Source organism: Streptomyces sp. NPDC055254, assembly GCF_053606025.1.
Genome location: NZ_JBSGQV010000012.1, coordinates 153346 through 168940 on the forward strand (window position 1 = coordinate 153346; position 15595 = coordinate 168940).

At 73.0% G+C, this 15595-nt stretch carries 15 protein-coding genes and 1 tRNA gene; 6 read left to right on the plus strand and 10 right to left on the minus strand.

Annotation, left to right across the window (positions count from 1 at the left end; translation table 11 throughout):
- Positions 1-34: 34 nt before the first annotated feature.
- Positions 35-538, plus strand: a complete 504-nt coding sequence (locus ACWFQ8_RS15395; protein WP_453786709.1) for a hypothetical protein — start codon at positions 35-37, stop codon at positions 536-538.
- A gap of 127 nt (positions 539-665) precedes the next feature.
- On the opposite strand, the gene ACWFQ8_RS15400 is transcribed toward ACWFQ8_RS15395, so the two are convergent.
- The 3 genes from ACWFQ8_RS15400 to ACWFQ8_RS15410 all read right to left on the minus strand — a co-directional run bounded on the left by ACWFQ8_RS15400 (position 666) and on the right by ACWFQ8_RS15410 (position 3037).
- Positions 666-1340, minus strand: coding sequence for a pentapeptide repeat-containing protein (locus ACWFQ8_RS15400; RefSeq protein ID WP_453786710.1), 675 nt, complete (start codon positions 1338-1340; stop codon positions 666-668).
- A gap of 268 nt (positions 1341-1608) precedes the next feature.
- The gene (locus tag ACWFQ8_RS15405) at positions 1609-2106 is read right to left on the minus strand and encodes an N-acetyltransferase family protein (RefSeq protein ID WP_453786711.1); all 498 of its coding nucleotides are present in this window, start codon (positions 2104-2106) and stop codon (positions 1609-1611) included.
- 37 nt (positions 2107-2143) lie between these two features.
- Positions 2144-3037 carry an aminoglycoside phosphotransferase family protein gene (locus ACWFQ8_RS15410; protein WP_453786712.1) on the minus strand — a complete coding sequence of 298 codons (894 nt, stop codon included), beginning with the start codon at positions 3035-3037 and terminating at the stop codon, positions 2144-2146.
- Positions 3038-3299: 262 nt separating this feature from the next.
- Here ACWFQ8_RS15410 and ACWFQ8_RS15415 point away from each other — a divergent pair, with 262 nt between their 5' ends.
- Positions 3300-4691, plus strand: a complete 1392-nt coding sequence (locus ACWFQ8_RS15415) for an NAD(P)/FAD-dependent oxidoreductase (RefSeq protein WP_453786713.1) — start codon at positions 3300-3302, stop codon at positions 4689-4691.
- A 67-nt stretch (positions 4692-4758) separates the two neighbouring features.
- Here ACWFQ8_RS15415 and ACWFQ8_RS15420 read toward each other — a convergent pair.
- Positions 4759-4833: transfer RNA gene (locus ACWFQ8_RS15420), tRNA-Thr, on the minus strand.
- Between the two features lie 214 nt (positions 4834-5047).
- Between ACWFQ8_RS15420 and ACWFQ8_RS15425 the strand changes: the two genes are divergently transcribed.
- From ACWFQ8_RS15425 to ACWFQ8_RS15435, 3 genes are all read left to right on the plus strand, one after another.
- Complete coding sequence (locus tag ACWFQ8_RS15425) at positions 5048-6136, plus strand: ABC transporter ATP-binding protein (RefSeq protein ID WP_453786714.1); 1089 nt, start codon at positions 5048-5050, stop codon at positions 6134-6136.
- Between the two features lie 239 nt (positions 6137-6375).
- On the plus strand, positions 6376-6789 hold the full coding sequence (locus tag ACWFQ8_RS15430; protein ID WP_453786715.1) for a hypothetical protein: 414 nt from the start codon (positions 6376-6378) through the stop codon (positions 6787-6789).
- A 28-nt stretch (positions 6790-6817) separates the two neighbouring features.
- Positions 6818-7606, plus strand: a complete 789-nt coding sequence (locus ACWFQ8_RS15435; protein WP_453786716.1) for a nucleotidyltransferase family protein — start codon at positions 6818-6820, stop codon at positions 7604-7606.
- 249 nt (positions 7607-7855) lie between these two features.
- Here ACWFQ8_RS15435 and ACWFQ8_RS15440 read toward each other — a convergent pair whose 3' ends face one another.
- The 6 genes from ACWFQ8_RS15440 to ACWFQ8_RS15465 all read right to left on the minus strand — a co-directional run bounded on the left by ACWFQ8_RS15440 (position 7856) and on the right by ACWFQ8_RS15465 (position 14160).
- Positions 7856-9370 (minus strand): DoxX family membrane protein, encoded by a 1515-nt coding sequence (locus tag ACWFQ8_RS15440; protein WP_453786717.1) that lies wholly within the window; start codon positions 9368-9370, stop codon positions 7856-7858.
- Positions 9371-9521: 151 nt separating this feature from the next.
- Positions 9522-10493, minus strand: coding sequence for a 23S rRNA (guanosine(2251)-2'-O)-methyltransferase RlmB (rlmB, locus tag ACWFQ8_RS15445; protein WP_453786718.1), 972 nt, complete (start codon positions 10491-10493; stop codon positions 9522-9524).
- A 95-nt stretch (positions 10494-10588) separates the two neighbouring features.
- Positions 10589-11989 carry a cysteine--tRNA ligase gene (gene cysS, locus ACWFQ8_RS15450; RefSeq protein WP_453786719.1) on the minus strand — a complete coding sequence of 467 codons (1401 nt, stop codon included), beginning with the start codon at positions 11987-11989 and terminating at the stop codon, positions 10589-10591.
- Positions 11990-12095: 106 nt separating this feature from the next.
- Complete coding sequence (gene ispF, locus ACWFQ8_RS15455) at positions 12096-12653, minus strand: 2-C-methyl-D-erythritol 2,4-cyclodiphosphate synthase (RefSeq protein ID WP_453786720.1); 558 nt, start codon at positions 12651-12653, stop codon at positions 12096-12098.
- Complete coding sequence (gene ispD / locus ACWFQ8_RS15460) at positions 12643-13389, minus strand: 2-C-methyl-D-erythritol 4-phosphate cytidylyltransferase (protein WP_453786721.1); 747 nt, start codon at positions 13387-13389, stop codon at positions 12643-12645. Before ispD ends, ispF begins: the two co-directional genes overlap by 11 nt.
- A gap of 288 nt (positions 13390-13677) precedes the next feature.
- Positions 13678-14160, minus strand: coding sequence for a CarD family transcriptional regulator (locus ACWFQ8_RS15465; RefSeq protein WP_003953493.1), 483 nt, complete (start codon positions 14158-14160; stop codon positions 13678-13680).
- A gap of 694 nt (positions 14161-14854) precedes the next feature.
- Here ACWFQ8_RS15465 and ACWFQ8_RS15470 point away from each other — a divergent pair.
- The gene (locus ACWFQ8_RS15470) at positions 14855-15520 is read left to right on the plus strand and encodes a DUF461 domain-containing protein (protein WP_453786722.1); all 666 of its coding nucleotides are present in this window, start codon (positions 14855-14857) and stop codon (positions 15518-15520) included.
- The last annotated feature ends 75 nt before the right edge of the window (positions 15521-15595 follow it).

The following is a 15595-nucleotide window of genomic DNA, read 5'->3' on the forward strand; positions in this document are numbered from 1 at the left end:
GAGCCCCCCGGACGACCGTGACACCATCGGGTACGTGCTCGACATCGGCTACTCCCTCTCCCGGCGCTTCCCGGACCCCCCGCAGACCGACTACCGCTCGGCGGACGTCCACTCCCTGCGCCACGACCTGTTCTGCGGGGACGTCTACCTCGCCGACACCGCCGCGGACCGGGAAGTGTCCACAGCCTGGGGATGGGTTCCGGTCCTGGACTTCGCGTGGGCGCTGTGCGACATCGTCGAGCAGCTCGACCGGGACCCGCGGGGCAACCGGTCGGCCAACCGCCAGTTCGCCGAGCTCGACTTCACCGAGTCGACGGACCGGATGCTGTTCGAGCGCCGCTTCGGCTGGGTCGACGTCGAGGCCGACTGGATGCCGCCGGAGGAGGCCCCGCTGACCTTCAGCCACCGCCTGCTGCGCCGCGAGGCCCGCGACTTCCTGCACGACCTCGTCGCGGACCTGACCGACATGCACGACGGCCTCGCCGACAACCCGGCCATCTGGATGCTCCAGTCCCGCTTCCCCCGCGTCCCCGCGTAGCCCCGGACCCGGGCCCGGGGCGGAGCCCCGATCTTGAACCCCGCCAACATCCGAGGCCCGAGGCCAGAGGCGGAGCCCCGAACCCAGCCCCGCCGGCGATTGAGGCGGGCGGCGGCGGCCCGCCCGGCTACGCCAGCACCCGTACGCCCAGCTGCGCAGCCATCGCCGGGGCGAGCTCGAACAGCTGCCCCGGACTGATCACCGCCCCCGCCAACGCCTCCACCCCCCGCGCGATCTCCAACGCCGTCGCCCCCCGCAGATCCACGTCAGTCATCCGCACCCGGCTGAAGTCCGCGCCCCGCAGCACGCAGTCCCGGAACTCCACCCGTTCCAGCACCGCGCCGCCGAAGTCCGGCTCCACCAGGACGCAGCTCTCGAAGACCACGTCCTTGAGCCGCGCCGTCCGCAGGTTCAGGTAGTCGATCTTGCCGCCCCGGACCACGACCCGCTCCAGCACGGCGCCGTGCAACTGCACGCCGCCCAGCCGGGCGTCCAGCAGCTCCACGTCCCGCAGCGAGGCTCCCGACAGGTCGGTGCCCACCCCCCGGACGCCCTCCAGCACCGAGTCCAGGAAGCGGGCCTTGGCCAACCCCGCCTCGTCCAGCGCGCAGCGCCGCAGCGCGCAGTCCATGAACCGGGACCCGATCCCCTCCTCCCCCGTCAGGTCCAGGTCGGCGAGCTCCAGCCCGTCGTAGTCCCCGTCCGGCTCCAGGCCGCCGCCGGGCCACGGCGCCAGCTCCGGCAGCCGCACCTCCGCCCGCCGCGCCGCCTTGACCGTCTGCTGCTGCCCTTTTCGCACCATGGCCCCATCGTGGCCGACGGCTCCGACAATCCCGGCCCTTGACCTCGACCGCGCTGGAGGTCGCAGCCTCGCCGCACGCCCACCGACCCGCACGCCGACGCCACCGCCCGCCGCCGCGCCCGCCTTCACACCCCCCGACGCACCCCCGCCCCACCCACGACCGCCCCCGCCGCCACGCCCGTCGTCACGCACGCGGACGCCACACATCGCGCGTGCCCATCGCCCCCCCCGGCACCACGGCCCCGGCCCCCGGCGGCCCGTCCCGACGTCACGCGCACGAGCCCTCCGCCTCCGCCCACCCGCCCAGCTCGCGGAGCGCGTCGTCCGTCAGGCGGTTCACGGTCCACTCGTCCATGGCCACCGCACCCGCCGCCCGGTAGAAGTCGACGGCCGGGGTGTTCCAGTCCAGGACCGACCACTCCAGCCGCTCGTACCCCCGCTCCACGCACGTCCGCGCCAGCTCCGCCAGCAGCGCCTTGCCGTGGCCGCCGCCGCGCGCGGACGGGCGGACGTACAGGTCCTCCAGGTAGATGCCGTGCACCCCGCGCCACGTCGAGAAGCTGAGGAACCACACGGCGCAGCCGACGGCCTCGCCGTCCTCCGCCTCCGCGATGTGCGCGAAGACGGCCGGGCGGGCACCGAACAGCGCCTCGCGCAACTGCTCCTCGGTGGCCCGCGCCTCGTGCGGGACCTTCTCGTACGCCGCGAGTTCGCGGATCATCGCGTGGATGACGGGCACGTCGGTGACTTCGGCGCTACGGATCATGGCGGCAGCCTAAGCCGCGTCCGCGCGGACCGGCCGGTCAGCGACCGAGCAGGGTCCGCGCCACCGCCGACTGCTCCCCGTCCAGCCGGTCCTCGCCGTCCTCCACGTCCCACAGGACGTTCTGCAGGACCCGTCCGAGCGTCCACGCCCGGGCGCGCTCCCGGTCCGCCCCGACCGCCTCCGCCAGCAGCTCGAAGCGCCACCGCACCTCCTCGGCTCGGAAGTTGTCGGCGACGGCCGGCAGCAGGTCGAAGCCGGGATCGCCGGCCAGCGGCTTCGGGTCGATCGCCAACCACGCCTCGCGGCGCCCGCCCGCGAGGACGTTGTCGTAGTGCAGGTCCCAGTGCAGCAGCCGGTCGCCCGGCTCCCCGGCGACCTCCGCCACCGCCGCCGCGCAGTCCCGCACCAAGGCCCGCTCACCCTCGTCCGCCAGCAGCGCCAGCGCCCGCGGTACGGACTCCAGCATCGCGGCGGTCATCTCCCCGAGCCCGCGCAGCCCGGCCGGGGCGGGTACCGCCGTCAGCCGCGCCAGCAGCTCCCCGATCACCGCGACGGCCCGGCGGCTGTCGCGCTCCGCGAGCGCCGACAGGTGGCGGCTCTCGTCGAGCCGCTCCAGCAGCAGGGTGCCGGTGGCCGCGTCGTGCCGCCACAGCCGTACGCAGCCCTCCCCGCGCCACGCGCGCAGCGCGACCGGCTCCCCGGCGCTCTCCTCGTCCGGCAGCGTCAGCTTGAGCACGGCCGGGGTGCCGTCGGCGCGCTCCACCGGCAGCACCAGGGCCGTCGTCCCGTGCATCTCCGGTCCGGTGCGCCGCAGTTCCCACCGGTCCAGGAACTCCGCCGCGCGTGCCGGCAGCGCCGCGATGAACTCCCGGCCCGCGGCGCCGTTGTACGTGACCTGGGCCTCGATCAGCCCGTCCGGAACCTCGACCATGCCCCGACGGTAGCCCGGGGCCCTGCCGCACCGCCGACTCCCGCCACCCCGCCGCCCCTCGCCGGCCGCCCCCGCCGGCTTCGCCCGCGCCCAGCCGCCCACCACGAATCGACCCCGCCCTACGCAATACAGACAAAACCCCCGCCCAACCCTACGGGCCCCGCCGCCCCGCCCGCATCGGTCACAGGGCCACCCCCCGGCCCCCGAAGTGCGACATCCCGCCCCTGGACACCCCGGCGGAACGAGGTGTAGCAACTCCTCCATGACGATCAACGGCGGCATTTCCTTCTGGCACGCGACGGACCGCACCGCCCCGGCCGCACCACCCCGCGCGCCCCTGACCGCCGACGCCACGGCCGACGTCGTCATCGTCGGCGGCGGCTACACCGGCCTGTGGACCGCGTACTACCTCAAGCGGTCCGCCCCCGACCTGCGCGTCACCGTGCTGGAGCAGAAGTTCTGCGGCTACGGCGCCTCCGGCCGCAACGGCGGCTGGCTCTACAACGGCATCGCCGGCCGCGACCGGTACGCCGCGCTGCACGGCCCCGAGGCCGCCCGTCGGCTCCAGCGGGCCATGAACGACACCGTCACCGAGGTCATCGACGTGGCCGACAAGGAGGACATCGACGCCGACGTCCACCGGGGCGGCGTCCTCGAAGTCGCCCGCACGCCCGCCCAGCTCACCCGGCTGCGGGCCTTCCACGCCGCCGAGGTCGCCTTCGGCGAGAGCGACCGCGAGCTCTACGACGCCACCGCCACCCGCGCCCGCCTCGACATCGCCGACGCCGTCGGCTCCAGCTGGAGCCCGCACGGCGCCCGCGTCCACCCGCTGAAGCTCGTCACGGGACTGGCCGCCGCCGCGGAGCGCCTGGGCGTGGTGATCCACGAGTCCACGCCCGTCACCGAGATCGCCCCGCGCCGCGCCGTCACCCCGTACGGCACGGTCCGCGCCCCGTACGTGCTGCGCTGCACGGAGGGGTTCACGGCCGCCCTCAAGGGCCACAAGCGCGCGTGGCTCCCGATGAACTCCTCGATGATCGTGACGGCCCCGCTGTCCGAGCGGACCTGGGAGCAGCTCGGCTGGACGGGCCGGGAGGTCCTCGGCGACATGGCGCACGCGTACATGTACGCCCAGCGCACCGCCGACGACCGCATCGCGATCGGCGGCCGCGGGGTCCCGTACCGCTTCGGCTCGCGCGCGGCCGCCGCCGAGAACACGGGCCGTACGGAGCCGGCCACGATCGACTCCCTGACGGCGCTGCTGACGGCGTTCTTCCCGCAGCTCACGGGCACCGAGATCACCCACGCCTGGTCGGGCGTGCTCGGCGTGCCGCGCGACTGGTGCGCGACGGTCACCCTGGACCGCACGACGGGCCTCGGCTGGGCCGGCGGCTACGTCGGCTCGGGCGTGGCCACCGCCAACCTCGCCGGCCGCACCCTGCGCGACCTCGTCCTGGAGGAGAGCACCGGGCTGACCGCGCTGCCCTGGGTCAACCACCGGGTGCGCCGCTGGGAGCCGGAGCCCTTCCGCTGGCTCGGCGTCCAGGCCCTGTACGCCGCCTACCGCGAGGCGGACCGCCGCGAGGCCGCCGGGCACCGCCCGACGACGTCCCCCCTGGCCCGCGCGGCCGACCGCATCTCGGGCCGCCACTGACCGCCGGGCTTGCCCGGGGAGTCCGACCGCGGACCAGGACACCGACCCCGCGAGGGGGGTCGAGAAGAGCCCCCTGTCGGATTCGAACCGACGACCTACGCATTACAAGTGCGTTGCTCTGGCCGGACTGAGCTAAGGAGGCGTGGCACGGACGCGCGAAACCACCGCGCGTCGAGCCGCCATCACTCTACACAGCGGCCGATTCGCGGGGCCATCGCGTAATCGGGACCTTCCCGGTACTGACAGACGCGGCGCGGCCGGGTAGCGTCGGGCGGAGTCCGTTCACTGGACTAGACCCATTCTCCTTCCACTCGGATCGTCCGGCACGTTCCTGCCGGTAGAAGGGACGCATCACCATGGCTTCCGTCACTTTCGACAAGGCGACCCGCCTGTACCCCGGCGGCGACAAGCCCGCCGTCGACCAGCTGGAGCTGGAGATCGAGGACGGCGAGTTCCTCGTCCTCGTCGGCCCCTCCGGCTGCGGCAAGTCCACCTCGCTGCGCATGCTGGCCGGCCTGGAGGACGTCAACGGGGGCGCCATCCGCATCGGCGACCGCGACGTCACGCACCTGCCGCCCAAGGACCGGGACATCGCCATGGTGTTCCAGAACTACGCGCTCTACCCGCACATGTCCGTCGCGGACAACATGGGCTTCGCGCTCAAGATCGCCGGCGAGGACAAGGCCACCATCCGCAAGAAGGTGGAGGACGCGGCGAAGATGCTCGACCTCACCCAGTACCTCGACCGCAAGCCGAAGGCGCTCTCCGGCGGTCAGCGCCAGCGCGTCGCCATGGGCCGCGCCATCGTGCGCAAGCCGCAGGTCTTCCTGATGGACGAGCCGCTGTCGAACCTGGACGCCAAGCTCCGCGTCTCCACCCGTACGCAGATCGCCGCGCTCCAGCGCGACCTCGGCATCACCACCGTCTACGTCACCCACGACCAGGTCGAGGCCATGACCATGGGAGACCGGGTGGCCGTCCTGAAGGACGGGCTGCTCCAGCAGGTCGACACCCCGCGCAACATGTACGACCGTCCGGCGAACCTCTTCGTCGCCGGCTTCATCGGCTCCCCGGCCATGAACCTGGTCGAGGTGCCGATCGCCGACGGCGGCGTGAAGTTCGGCGACAGCGTCGTCCCGGTGTCGCGCGAGGCGCTGTCCGCCGCCGCCGACGCGGGCGACCGCACCGTGACGGTCGGCGTCCGCCCCGAGCACTTCGACCTCGCCGAGACCGGCGGTCTGACCGTCGTCGTGAACGTCGTCGAGGAACTCGGCGCCGACGGCTACGTGTACGGGTCCACCGCCTCCGCCGAGGGCTCGCAGGACCTCGTGGTCCGGGTCAACGGCCGCCAGGTGCCCGAGAAGGGCTCCAGCCTGCACGTGGTCCCGCGCGCGGGCGAGATCCACGTCTTCTCGACCTCCTCCGGCGAGCGCCTCTCCAACTAGCGCCGCCCGCAAGGCCCGAGCCGAAGGGGCGCCCCCGCCGCGGGGCGCCCCTTCCGCGTCCGCGAGGTCGGGGTCGGCAGCGGCGCCGGGCGTCGAGGTCGAGGTCGAGGTCGAAACCCTGGCAGACCGGGCCATTCGGCCCTGTCCGTCAACCCCCCATTCGAAAAACCACCTCGAACCATCCCCCGACAGGGTGACTAAATGTCGCCAAATCTTCACCGAGCGCTACTCTCGCCCTCGTGACCCACACTGCCCGCCGTATCGGCCGTTCCCTCGCCCTGGTCCTGCCCGTCGTCCTGGTCCTGTCCGGGACCCTCGCGGTCACCATGGTCCCCTGGGCGGACACATCCTCCTCCCAGATCCTGACCGCCTCCGCCGAGGACGTCTCCGTCCCCGCGAAGCCGCGCGCCGCGCACGAGGTGCTGCGCGACGCGCTCGTCGGCGACCTCAAGGCGGGTCAGGAGCCGGGTGACGTCCTCACCCACCTCCAGCAGGAGGTGAACCGCCGGCCGTCGCTTGCCGAGCACTGCGTGGGCATCGCGCGGGCGCTGGGACGCGCCGCCGTCGACGTGTACGGCCCGACGAAGGCCCAGTCCTTCGCCCGCCCCGTGTGCGACACCTCGTACGCGACCGGCGTCGCCTCCATGGGCTGAGCCGTACGGCGTCCCTACGCTGGCCGCCATGACCGACGACCAGCAGCCCGTACCACCCGCAGCTCCCGCACCCCGATCCACGCCCTCCGCAGCCGCGTTCCCGGCCGCGCCCACCCAGGCAGTCCTGCTGGCGGGCGGCCAGGGGTCGCGGCTGCGCCCGTACACGGACGACCGCCCCAAGCCGATGGTCGAGATCCCGGGCACCGGGCTGCCGATCATCGGGCACCAGCTGGCCTGGTTGGCCTCCGAGGGGGTCACGGACGCCGTCGTCTCCTGCGGGCACCTCGCCGAGGTGCTCCAGGAGTGGCTCGCGCAGGCCCGGTTGCCGCTGCGCGTGACCACGGTCGTGGAGGAGGAGCCGCTGGGGCGCGGCGGCGGCCTCAAGTTCGCCGCCCGCCACCTCCCGCACCCGCAGGAGGCCTGGTACGCCACCAACGGGGACGTGTGGACCCGCTTCTCGCTGCGCGAGATGGCCGCCTTCCACGCCGAGCGCGGTGCGACCGCCACGCTCGCCCTGGCCCGGCCGCGGATCCCGTGGGGGGTGGTGGAGACCAACGAGTTCGGGCAGGTGCTGGACTTCATCGAAGCCCCGCCGTCGCCCTACCCGGTCAACGCCGGCGTGTACGTCTTCGGGCCCGAATTCGCCGCGCTGCTCCCCGACTTGGGGGACCACGAGCGGACGACGTTCCCCCGGCTGGCCCGCGAGCGCCGGCTGGCGGGCTACCCGCTGCCCCAGGGGGCCTACTGGCGGGCGATCGACACCGCGAAGGACCTCACCGAGGCCGCACGGGAGTTGGCGTCCCAGAAGGCCCCCTGAGGCCTTCCGGTCCGCGCCCGGACGCGGCCGGGCGTACGAGGCCCCGCGCCCGGGACCCGCGCCCGGACGGGCCCCGCGCGCGTACGGGCCCCCGCGCCCGGGACCACGGCCGTACGGTGCCCCGCGCGCGGGACCACGACCGTACGGGCCCCCGCGCCCGACACCGCCCCCGCCGCACGTGGAAGGGGCCCGGCGCGCTCACTCGCGCCGGGCCCCCGCTGGGCGGGTCACATCGGTTCCGGACCGGCCTCAGCCGAGGAGACCCCCGACCAGGCCGGGCTGCTTCGACGGGGCCTCCCCGCCACCCCCGGTGGTGCTCCCCGAGGTCGCGGACGGCGGCTTCGGCGCCGTCGACTGCCGCGGCGTACTGCGCGGGGTCTGCTTGCCGGTGGTGCCCCGTGTCGCGGTGGGCGCCCCGGAGCCGGTCCCGGCCGTCTCCCGGGCGGGACCGCTCGTCGCGCCCCGCCCGGGCTTCGCGGCCGGCTCGGAGGCCGTCGCGGAGGGCTGCGCCGACTTGGTCGGCTGCGTCGGCGCCACGGGCTGCTGGCGTACCGGCGACCGCTGCGGCAGCGGCTGCCCCGGCAGGTAGTTGGTCGGGGCCTGCCCCGGCCCGGGCACGGTGACCACCGTCGTCGACCGCACCGCGCCGCCCAGCAGCGAACCGACGAGCAGGGTCAGCCCGCACACGACGGTCGCCATGACCGCGCCGCGCCGCAGTACGCGCCGCCGCAGCCGCCAGATCTCCGAACGCGGACCGAGGGTGCGCCAGGCCTCGCCGGCGAGCCGCCCGTCCAGGGAGTACACCGGGGCGCCCGCGATGATCAGCGGGCTCCAGGCGGCGAGGTAGATGATGTCGGGCGCGTCGTACGCCGGGACGGTCTTCCAGCTCACCGTCATCAGCAGCGCGGCGGACAGCAGCGCCCCGAAGCACGCGGCGAACCGCTGCCACAGGCCGAACACCGTCAGCACGCCCACGATGACCTGGAGGAAGGCCACGCTCAGCCCCGCGCCCACCGGGTGCGCCAGCGCGAAGTCGCGCAGCGGTTCGGCGAGCGCCCACGGCTGCAGGGTGTGCAGCCAGGTGACCATGGAGCCGCGCTCGCCGCCGTCGAAGTAGACGGGGTCGCACAGCTTGCCCATGCCGGCGTAGATGGAGATGAAGCCGAGGAAGACGCGCAGCGGGAGCAGCACGACGCCCAGGTTCATCCGGCGGCCCGGATAGTAGGAGGCCTGCCCGCGCGCGTCGGAGCCCCGCCGCCCGTCCGCCCCGGCCTCGGCGCCGCCCGGCGGCCGCGCGTACGACAGGTCCCGTACGGGGGCCAGCGGGCGCGTCTCCGGGTCTCCGTAGCTGCGCTGACCGATGACGGTCGGCGTGGCGAGGGTGTTGTCGGCGAGGTCGTGAGCCAGATCGACGCGCGGGATGACCTGGGTCGAGCCCCCGTCGTACTCCTCGTGGCCGCGCCCGACGTCCCGTACGGCCTGGAGCAGTCCGCCCATGGCCGCGGAGTCGCCGGCGTCGGCCTTGCCGCTCCAGACGACGGGGGCCCGGCGGCGGCCGGCTCCGGCCGCGGCGACCACGGCGCCGCCGAGGACGGGTGCGCGGCCGGGGGCGTTCGCGGGCTTGGAACGCGCGCTCGGGCTCGGTGCGAGCCGCACGCGGAAGCTGGCGTGGTTGACGATGACCTGTGCGGGGTCGCACGGCACCTTGACCATGCTCAGCGCGGGCTGGTCGTCGAACCCTGACGTTCTGGTGTCCACACTCATCTAACCGAGTGATCAGTGTTTAGGACACTGCCTTGACGGCAGGGATGTGTCCGAGACCCGTCAAGATCAAGCCACCCCGCCCACAAGGGGCGGGGTGGCACGCTCACGGGTCACTCCGCGTGAGCCGAATGGATCAAGCGGATAGCGCGGATCAGGCGCGCGGACGCTCGGCGCGGCGGCGCGCCGCCTCGTAGAGCACCACGCCGGCGGCCACGCCGGCGTTCAGGGACTCGGCGCCGCCCGGCATCGGGATGCGGACGAGGTAGTCGCAGTTCTCGCCGACGAGACGGCCGAGACCCTTGCCCTCGGAACCGACGACGATGACGACCGGGCCGCCGAGCGCCTCCAGGTCGTTCACCGTGTGCTCGCCCTCGGCGGCGAGGCCGACGATGGCGATGCCCGCCTTCTTGTACTCCTGCAGGGCGCGCGTCAGGTTGGTGACGCGGGAGACCGGGGTACGGGCGGCGGTGCCGGCCGAGCTCTTCCACGCACCGGCGGTCATACCGGCGGCGCGGCGCTCGGGGATGACCACGCCGTGGCCGCCGAAGGCGGAGACGGAGCGGACGATCGCGCCGAGGTTGCGCGGGTCGGTGACGCCGTCGAGGGCGACGATCAGCGGGTCGTCGCCGTCGTCGTAGGCGGCGGCGGTGAGGTCCTCGGGGTGCGCGTACTCGTACGGCGGGACCTGGAGCACCAGACCCTGGTGGTTGAGCCCGTTCGTCATCCGGTCGAGCTCGGGGCGCGGGGCTTCCATCAGGTTGATGTTGCCGCGCTCGGCCGCGAGCTGGAGGGCCTCGCGGACGCGCTCGTCGTTGTCGATGAACTGCTGGACGTACAGCGTCGTGGCCGGAACCCCGTCGCGCAGCGCCTCGAAGACCGGGTTGCGGCCGACGACCATCTCGCTGGTGCCCTTGGGACCGCCGCGGCGCGGGGCGGGGCGACGCTTGGCGGCCTGGCGGGCGACGGCGTTGCTGATGCGGTGCGCCTTGTGCTTCTTGCGGTCCTCGGCCTTGGGCGTGGGGCCCCTGCCCTCCAGGCCCTTGCGCCGCTGGCCACCGCTGCCGACCGTCGCGCCCTTCTTGTTGGACGTGCGGCGGTTCCTGCGCTGGCTGTTCCCGGCCATGACTTCTACCTGTTTTCTTTGATGCTGCGATATGTACGTATGAAGAGTGTGCGGCCCGGAGCGCCGGGCGGCACACCAAGCTCAGCTGCCCGGGCTCAGCGGGGGCCGAGCGTCCAGCGCGGGCCCGTCGGACTGTCCTCGATGACCAGCCCGGACTGCTGGAGCTGGTCGCGGATGGCGTCGGCGGTCGCCCAGTCCTTGCGGGACCGGGCCGACTCGCGCTGCTCCAGGACCAGGCGTACGAGCGTGTCCACGGCGCCGTGGAGGTCCTCGCCGCGGTCGGCCTCGCCGGCCCAGTGCGGGTCGAGCGGGTCGAGGCCGAGGACGCCGAGCATGGCCCGCACCTCGGACAGGCGCGCGATGGCCGCGTCCTTGTCGTCGGCGGCGAGCGCGCTGTTGCCCTGGCGGACCGTGGTGTGGACGATGGCCAGCGCCTGCGGGACCCCGAGGTCGTCGTCCATGGCCTCGGCGAAGGCGGGCGGCACCTCGGCGGCGGGCTCGACGGGCTTGCCGGCCTTCTCGACGACGCGCTGGTAGAAGCCCTCGATCCGGGCGAAGGCGGACTCCGCCTCGCGCAGGGCCTCCTCGCTGTACTCGATCATCGACCGGTAGTGCGGGGTGCCGAGGTAGTAGCGCAGGACGATCGGGCGCCACTGCTGGACCATCTCGGAGACGAGGACCGAGTTCCCGAGGGACTTCGACATCTTCTCGCCCGACATGGTGACCCAGGCGTTGTGCACCCAGTACTTCGCGAACTCGTCGCCGAAGGCCTTCGCCTGCGCGATCTCGTTCTCGTGGTGCGGGAAGATCAGGTCCAGGCCGCCGCCGTGGATGTCGAAGGCCTCGCCGAGGTACTTGTGCGCCATGGCGGAGCATTCGAGGTGCCAGCCGGGCCGGCCGCGGCCCCACGGGGTCTCCCAGGAGGGCTCGCCCGGCTTGACGGACTTCCACATGGCGAAGTCGCGGGGGTCGCGCTTGCCGGTCTCGCCGGTGCTCTCCGGCTGGCGGATGTTGTCGAGCTCCTGGCGGGACAGCGAGAGGTAGCCGGGGTGCGACGTCACGTCGAAGTAGACGTTGCCCTCGGACTCGTAGGCGTGGCCGCGCTCGATGAGGCCGCGCATCATCTCGACCATCTCGGTGACGTGGCCGGTGGCGCGGGGCTCGTAGGTGGGCGGGAGGCAACCGAGCGCGGCGTAGCCGTCGTTGAAGGCGCGCTCGTTCTCGTAGCCGATGGACCACCAGGGGCGGCGCTGCTCGGCGGACTTCGCGATGATCTTGTCGTCGATGTCCGTGACGTTGCGGACGAAGGTGACGTCGTAGCCCCGGTACTCGAACCAGCGGCGCATCATGTCGAAGTTGAGGCCCGACCGGATGTGCCCGATGTGCGGGGCGGCCTGCACCGTGGCGCCGCAGAGGTAGATCGAGACGCAGCCCGGAACGAGCGGGGTGAAGTCGCGGATCTGCCGGGCGCTGGTGTCGTACAGGCGAATAGTCACGGCATCCAGGGTAGTGCGCCTGTAGCAGTGCCCCGCGACCCTTTCGGGACGCGGGGCGGGTTTGTTGCCGAAGCGGTGCGGCCCGCGATGCGGGCGTACGCCGTACTCAGCCTGTTTTGTCGGCCCGCACGCGGTACACGAGAGCGGTCGCGATGGCCGCGAGCCCCTCGGCGCGGCCGGTCAGGCCCAGCCCGTCGGTGGTGGTGCCGGAGACCGAGACGGGGGCGCCCGCGGCGGCCGCGAGCGCCTTCTGCGCTTCTTCGCGCCGCTTGCCGATCTTCGGCCGGACGCCGATCACCTGGATGGCGATGTTGCCGATCTCGAAGCCCTCGGCGCGGACGATGCGCGCGGCTTCCGCCAGGAGGGTGACACCGGCGGCGCCGGACCACTCGGGGCGGGAGGTGCCGAAGTGCGCGCCGAGGTCGCCGACGCCGGCGGCGGAGAACAGGGCGTCGCAGGCGGCGTGCGCCGCGACGTCTCCGTCGGAGTGCCCGGCGAGCCCGTCCTCGCCCTCCCAGAGCAGGCCGGCGCACCACAGCTCGCGACCGGTCTCGAAGGCGTGCACGTCGGTGCCGATACCGACGAGCGGGATCAGCGGGGCGGCGAGGGGTTCGGACGCTCCGCGCGTTTCAGGCACTTCGCGCGTTTCGGGGCTAGTAGGCATCGGTGGCCCTCCTGCGGGCGAGTACGGCCTCGGCGAGGACGAGGTCCAGCGGGCGGGTGACCTTGAAGGCCTCTTCGTGGCCGGGGACGACCACGACGGTGACACCGAGCCGTTCCACCATTCCGGCGTCGTCGGTGGCGCCCTCGCCGTCGACCGCGATCTCCCGGTGCGCGCGCGCCAGGGTGTCGCGGTCGAAGCCCTGCGGGGTCTGGACGGCGCGCAGCCGGGCCCGCTCGGGGGTGGCGACGACCGGCTCGGGCTCGCCCGGCCCGCCGGGCTCGACCTCCTTGACGGTGTCGGCCAGCGGCAGCGCGGGGACCACGGCGGGCGCTCCGGCCCGGACGGCCTCGACGACGGAGTCCACCGTGTCGACGGGGACCAGGGGCCGGGCCGCGTCGTGGATCAGTACGGAGGTGACGTCGTGCGGGAGCGCGGCCAGGCCCGCGTTCACGGACTCCTGGCGGGTCTCGCCGCCGGGGACGACCAGGATCTCGGTGCGCTCGGGCAGCGCGTGCTCGTCGAGCATCCGGCGCACCTCGGCGGCGCCGCCGGACGGGGCGACGACGACCACGAGGGAGACCGCGCGGGAGCGGGCCATGGCGCGGACGGCGTGGACGAGCATCGGGATGCCGCCGAGGGCCCGCAGGGCCTTGGGGGCGCCTGGGCCGAGGCGGAGGCCGCGGCCGGCTGCGGGGATGACCGCGGCGGTGCGGTGCGGGCGCGGTTCGTCATGCATCGGTAGCTCCGGGGTGCGCATCCAGGTTTGTGGCTTCGGCCCACATGGGTATGGCCTCAAGGGTGCCGGGTGCGACGCCCTCGCCCCTTCCGTGACGACCGGTCGAGCAGGCTGCCCGGACCTGGCACGCCAGTGAGGTTCGTACATTCACGTGCAAGAGGGTATGGGTGCAGACATGCCGCAGCGCCCGGCAACAGGCCTCTCGTGGAGGAGAGGCCTTGTCATCGGGCACCGCGGCACAACTGTGTACACATTGTTTTACTGAACGCGATGGAACGCGGTCTCGCGTCAGGACGCGAGAACCTCGTCGAGGAGGGCCTCGGCCTTGTCCTCGTTCGTGTTCTCGGCGAGCGCGAGCTCGCTCACCAGGATCTGGCGCGCCTTCGCGAGCATGCGCTTCTCGCCCGCGGAAAGCCCGCGCTCACGCTCACGACGCCACAGGTCACGCACTACTTCGGCGACCTTGATGACATCGCCAGAAGCGAGCTTCTCCAGATTTGCCTTGTAGCGCCGGGACCAGTTCGTCGGCTCTTCTGCATACGGTGCGCGAAGCACCTCGAAGACCCGGTCCAGCCCGTCCTGCCCGACTACGTCGCGAACACCGACGAACTCTGCATTGTCCGCAGGCACACGTACCGTCAGGTCGCCCTGGGCGACCTTGAGCACCAAGTAGGTCTTGTCCACGCCTTTGATCTGACGAGTCTCAATGGCCTCGATCAGCGCGGCCCCGTGATGGGGATAGACCACGGTGTCGCCAACCTTGAACGTCATGTGACAGGTACCCCTTCCGTGGCTATCCAGGGTAACACGAGAACTGACCGTTATGAATGGCGTTTTCGCAGGTCAGGGCACATCTCGGGGCTTGACAACAGCGACACGAACGTGCTGCGGAAGGCTTGCGGAAGGGGGTATTCGCAGGTCGGGGGCGCTGTGCGGACCGGGCGAAAGGGTCACGCTACACCCGCCCGGCACCCCCACGAGTGTGACGTACGTCCCGTTTTGCCGGTTTCAAAGCCGCGAAACCGAACTACTCCGTTCGACTGGCGGCCGCCCCGCGCGGAGCCACTTCCGGCCCAATCCCGAATTGATCACGCGGCGGCGTTCGAGGGAATCCCGGAATTGATCACCGTCTTGATCCCGGCGTTGATCACGGCGTCGTCGCGGCGTTGATCACGGCGTCGATCCCGGCGTTGATCACGGCGTCGATCCCCGCGCTCCTCCGCGGACGATCACTGGAGGCCCGGCGCACGATATGCGCACGCCCGGTGATCGGTGAGCGGCACGAACGCGGAATCGGAGATCGCGGGGCGCGCCGAGGGTGGCCGCCGCCCTGCGGAGGGTCGGGTGCGGGGGCGGGGCGGTGGCTCGGTAACCTAAGCGCGCTGACACACCCTTAGAGCGGCTTCACCTCGGCCGTTCCGAGCGTCCACCGTCCCTTCCGTTCGTCCAAGGAGTTGCCGCCGCCGTGAGCCGCAGCCTTCGACGCGGCGCCCTCGCCGCCACTGCCGTCGTGTTCTCGATCGCCTCGCTCGCAGCGTGCGCCGCGGGCAACGACGCGCAGACCCTCCAGATCAAGCCGGACAACGCCGCCGCCACCAAGGGCGAGATCAAGGTCCAGAACGCACTGGTGATCACCCAGGCCGAGAAGGGCAAGAAGGGTCCGGCCGCCGTGTCGGCCACCGTCTTCAACGCCGGCTCCAAGGCGCAGACGCTCGACGGCATCACCCTCACGGGTGGCAAGTCCAAGGTCGTCCTGAAGCCCGCCGAGGGTGCCGGCAAGATCACCGTGCCTGCGGGCGGCTCCGTCGTCCTGGGCGGCACGGGCAACGCCTCCGCCTCGATCGAGGGCGGCCACGAGGCCGTCAAGGACGGCGACGTGCAGAACATCGTCTTCCAGCTGAGCAGCACGGGCGACATCGCGCTGGACGCGTTCGTGGTCCCGGCCACCGGCATGTACGCGGCCTACGGCCCCAGCGGCGCCCCGGCCGTCGGCCCGGCCCCGTCCGGGTCCCCCTCGGGCAGCCCGTCCGGCTCGCCGTCGGGTGCGGCCGCGGGCGGCCCGGCCGGGTCCCCCTCGGGCAGCGCCTCCGGTTCCCCGTCGGGCTCCGCCTCGCACGCCGCCGGCCACTGAGGCGCGGAGCCGCCGGGCTCCCTGCGCGTACGGGAAGGGCCCCCCGCCGCTGCACGGCCCCGCCAAGGCCGAGGC

Excerpts from the sequence above, each read along its gene's own strand:
- ACWFQ8_RS15425 (WP_453786714.1), top strand. The coding sequence starts at position 5,048 with ATGGCTTCCGTCACTTTCGACAAGGCGACCCGCCTGTACCCCGGCGGC.
- ACWFQ8_RS15435 (WP_453786716.1), top strand. The coding sequence starts at position 6,818 with ATGACCGACGACCAGCAGCCCGTACCACCCGCAGCTCCCGCACCCCGA.
- ACWFQ8_RS15400 (WP_453786710.1), bottom strand. The coding sequence starts at position 1,340 with ATGGTGCGAAAAGGGCAGCAGCAGACGGTCAAGGCGGCGCGGCGGGCG.
- ispF (WP_453786720.1), bottom strand. The coding sequence starts at position 12,653 with ATGCCTACTAGCCCCGAAACGCGCGAAGTGCCTGAAACGCGCGGAGCG.
- ACWFQ8_RS15410 (WP_453786712.1), bottom strand. The coding sequence starts at position 3,037 with ATGGTCGAGGTTCCGGACGGGCTGATCGAGGCCCAGGTCACGTACAAC.
- ispD (WP_453786721.1), bottom strand. The coding sequence starts at position 13,389 with ATGCATGACGAACCGCGCCCGCACCGCACCGCCGCGGTCATCCCCGCA.
- rlmB (WP_453786718.1), bottom strand. The coding sequence starts at position 10,493 with ATGGCCGGGAACAGCCAGCGCAGGAACCGCCGCACGTCCAACAAGAAG.
- ACWFQ8_RS15440 (WP_453786717.1), bottom strand. The coding sequence starts at position 9,370 with ATGAGTGTGGACACCAGAACGTCAGGGTTCGACGACCAGCCCGCGCTG.
- ACWFQ8_RS15465 (WP_003953493.1), bottom strand. The coding sequence starts at position 14,160 with ATGACGTTCAAGGTTGGCGACACCGTGGTCTATCCCCATCACGGGGCC.
- ACWFQ8_RS15415 (WP_453786713.1), top strand. The coding sequence starts at position 3,300 with ATGACGATCAACGGCGGCATTTCCTTCTGGCACGCGACGGACCGCACC.
- ACWFQ8_RS15405 (WP_453786711.1), bottom strand. The coding sequence starts at position 2,106 with ATGATCCGTAGCGCCGAAGTCACCGACGTGCCCGTCATCCACGCGATG.